Annotated in this window: 2 protein-coding genes and 1 pseudogene; 1 reads left to right on the top strand and 2 read right to left on the bottom strand. The window is 53.4% G+C overall.

Annotation, left to right across the window (positions count from 1 at the left end):
- Window positions 1–215 precede the first annotated feature (215 nt).
- The gene (locus tag RSSM_RS16405; protein WP_044302767.1) at window positions 216–911 is read left to right on the top strand and encodes a dioxygenase family protein; all 696 of its coding nucleotides are present in this window, start codon (window positions 216–218) and stop codon (window positions 909–911) included.
- Between the two features lie 166 nt (window positions 912–1,077).
- Here the strand turns inward: RSSM_RS16405 and RSSM_RS16410 are convergent, their stop codons facing one another.
- Together RSSM_RS16410 and RSSM_RS33785 are read right to left on the bottom strand one after the other, a co-directional pair.
- Window positions 1,078–2,949: a prepilin-type N-terminal cleavage/methylation domain-containing protein gene (locus RSSM_RS16410; protein WP_008680995.1), complete on the bottom strand. Its 1,872-nt coding sequence runs from the start codon at window positions 2,947–2,949 to the stop codon at window positions 1,078–1,080.
- Window positions 2,946–3,834: pseudogene (locus RSSM_RS33785) on the bottom strand (hypothetical protein); the annotation flags it as partial. The gene RSSM_RS16410 and the pseudogene RSSM_RS33785, both read right to left, overlap by 4 nt.

Raw genomic sequence — 3,834 nt, forward strand, 5'->3', positions numbered from 1 at the left:
TCAGGCGTTGGTTGGTGCGGGGGTTGATGACCACGAAACACACGAATGACACGAAAGCTGGTCTCCGTTCTTTCTTTCGTTCTTTCTTTCGTGTGGTTTGCGTGTTTCATTGTCTTGGGGTTGGGGATTGTTGTGGAAATGGGGGGCTGGATTTGGGATGATGGAGGGACGGTTTGGGTGGTTGGATTGCTGTTTGTTTGGAAAGGATCGGGATCATGTTATTGCGTTCAAAATCGGTTTCACGGCGTCTGGCGATGACGGCGGGAGGGGCGGTGTTTTTTTCGACTCGGGGTGCGTTTGCGGATCAGTTGCTCGAGCCGACACCTCGGTTGACTGAGGGGCCGTTTTATCCCGATCGGCTACCACTCGACCAAGACAACGACTTGATCGTGATCGGGGACCGGACGACGCCTGCGGTGGGCGAGATCACGCATTTGACGGGCCGTGTGTTGACTCCCGCGGGATCGACGCTGCGGGGAGCGACGGTGGAAATTTGGCAGTGCGACGCCAACGCGGTTTACTTGCACTCCAAAGACAGTGACCGCAAGAAGTCTCAGCAAGATCAGAACTTTCAGGGGTATGGCAAGTTCGAGACCGCGTCCGATGGAGGTTACCGTTTTCGGACGATCAAACCGGTGCCTTACCCAGGGCGGCCGGCGCCACACATTCACATCAAAGTCTCGCAGAACGGTCGCGAAATATTGACGACGCAGTTATTGATTCGTGGCCATGACGGCAACCCGCGCGACGGTGTTTTCCGGCAGGTTCGGGAGAAACAGCAGCGAGACCTGTTGCTCGGTGATTTTCGCAAGCTCGAAGAGTCCAAGCTCACCAAGGCCGGCATCCCCGAATGGTCCTGCCACTTCGACATCATCCTCGGCCAAACGCCAGCGGACGCCCAAGAAGGCTAGTCGTTTCGGTCAGCTCCACTACCACCTACCGGAAAAACGTGCTGCGCCAGGACACTCGAGCGTTTCCAACCGAGACAAGCCACACCACGGTAGCCAGCATGCAGGTTGTCATTCGTAGGCCGGACCAAGCGCAGCGAAGTTCCGGCATTCGCAATCCACGTTCTCGTTATTGATTATCGCGATAGACGACTGACGCCTGTCGGAGTTGCCGCGTGCCAGTGTTCTCCAGGCGTACTGAGATTCGAATTGCTTCCGGTTTTGTAGTAAAGGGAGCTGATGTTTCTCGTTCAGCGATGTCGTCGTTTCCCAGCAAAGGAAAAAACGTACCTGCGGGGCGGGAATCAATTCCATCCGCGCCCCAATCAGCAAACGCGGAATTAGCAGTACTGATTACCTGCCAACGGGTGCCGCGGAAGATACCGCCAGAGTATCGGCGTGCCTGGTAAATTCCATCGCGTTCGTAGCTAGATGTGTAGGTGTCGAATGCGGGCTGAAATAGCACAATTTCATTTGCATCGCTAATTACTAGGCGGCCGGACTTAAGAAGTGAAGACGCATACGTCTGCTGAGATGCAACCGTTGGGAATGTAGTACCGCCAAATTCAATTCCTGAGAAAGTCGATTGAAGGCGTTGGATGTTTAGGTTGTCTGAAGATGTGTGCAGGTCCTCTGAAATTGCGGCGTTCCCTGGACTTGTCGAAGCACTAGTAAGGGTTGCTATGCGTCTTGCTTGCCAGCCTCGCATGGATCCGCCTGCCAGGACCGGGTACGCGAGGTCAACGAAACCACCGCCAGGTACGAGGGTAGGCACGTCTGGACCGGTTGATCCAAAAAGAACCTCTCGATACCCGGCGTCGTTTGGGCCAATGACGAGATTCGCATCTGAAAGATAGAAGGCGGCGTTCGGGTCGAAAATTTGGACGTCGAATGCTCGGCCGTTATTTGCAATTACATCTTCTCCCTTTCGGGTTCCTGACAACACAAATTCGCGCCGAAGATAGCCAGACCAATTCGCAGGTGTCACGACATTCTCTGTTGTGGCATCACTATAAGGTGGTCGGTACGAAGGTGGTGTGCTGGTCTCCGTTCCGTCGGTCACGCTTGCAATCAAGTTGATTGGGGCCTCCAGCGCCAGGATCGGCATGGAAGTGGATGCTCCACCACCTCCAGCAAGCGTCGTCCAAGGCACACGCACGTGTGCGAAACGATTGTGAGGTTTAGAAAGATCGCTCAAAGAGTTGGCAATTACTCTGGCTGACGCAGAGAGATTCGGAGTACCGTCGGAGTTCGAGCTGCGACGCACTGAGAGATCGCACAGTTGATGAATGTTGGACATGCCCGTTAGCCAATCGCTCCCAGGGGTCATGCCCAAGATGCTTCCGTCAGCTCTTAGATTGAGGTCCGGGCGAATAAGAAGCACACGCCTGTAGAGCAGTAGCCTGTCTGGCAAATTGTTGCCATCCGCGTCAACGATATTTCCAGTCCCATCACGTTCAGGATTGGTGAAGTAAACTATTTCCGCATACTTTGAGCGAATGACGACCGGGGTTGCGTCTGTTACTCCAGAGTCTAATACGTATGCAGGTACTTTGCCTGTGAACCAACTGCCTGGTGGTGCAACTGCGGTAAAGGCGAGGTAATCGTCGATGTCGCCATATCGACTATCCTCAGCGACCGCGGACCCATCGCCACTGATGGCTGAATTATTGCGTCCGAACAACGTCGAGGTTGCATCGGTGCAGGGCCCTTCTGCGTATAAAAAATAGCCAGCGGGGTCAGGGCCAGAGCCGCTTGCGGGTTCTAGCGAAACTGTACATCGTCGTAGTTCATCATCAAGCCTCGTGGTAATGTCCCTTAGATCACTTGATAAAGTTAGATTGCCGCGGCTATCACGCACGCTCGCGCCGACAAACGCAAATGCCCTGGCTACCGCTGCCATCATCAGTAATGTGATTGCCATTGCAATCAACATCTCAACAAGGGTGAAACCACTATGGATTCCCTTCGCTGGCCTCGTAGTATTCGGTTTGTTGATCACTGATAGTACCTCTCGAAAATGACCGTGTCGCGTGCATTTAAGTCTTGACCTGGTGCAAATCCGACTGGGATTGAACGGTCAACGATGAACATGGCCTTGAAGCGTTTTACCTCACCAGTGGACTCGCCGTATTCAGCACCAAGACTAATCGTGTTGTTGGCATCTACCTCGAATAGGCCGATTGTCATCCGAATTAAGAATACTTGTGAGTTATCGGACACTAAGTTGGGCAATCGCATTAGGGTCTGGAAATGCATCGCAGGATTGCGGGGTCTGTCCCGATGGAAATTCCCTCCGGTTGGATTAATCGCGCCTGTTTGCCAAATCGGCCATCGCTGAGTTTCGGGGAATTCGTCGGGGCTCCGGATGAGTTGACGAGGTGCCTCACCACTTAATCCACTCGTGTAAGAGCGCAGGTCGGCTGTTCCTCTCGTTCGGAATAAGTTTGCGTCTGGGACGCGACGCTGCATGGCATCAGTTGCTGAAGTTGTACGGAGAGACGGGAAGGCACTAGACACGCTAGACTCGGTAAACACTCCCGCGAATTGCGTTGGATATTCCGAATCAAATTTTGTGGAGTCGTAGTTGACGGTGCCAGTTCCAGTGACATCAGCAGTCGTCTCGTCTAGTGCGTAGCCACGACGACTGGCTAGGAACGCCTCCCAGGAGAGTTCGTTTTGATTTGTGGTTCCGTTTGGGTTTGTTGCCTCCTGGTCGTTCAGGTGGCCGAGCATCAGGCCTCTCCATATCTGGAACTCATTGATGGAGTTCAGGTTGATTTGCCCGGTGCGTTGATTGTTCAGAACGAAGTTAAATGGCGCTGTGTACATCGCATTTAAGTGAGAGTTCGATGCGATAGTCGGGTCAATTAACTCGACCTCTCCT

Source organism: Aporhodopirellula sallentina SM41 (genome assembly GCF_000346505.1).
GTDB lineage: Bacteria > Planctomycetota > Planctomycetia > Pirellulales > Pirellulaceae > Rhodopirellula > Rhodopirellula sallentina.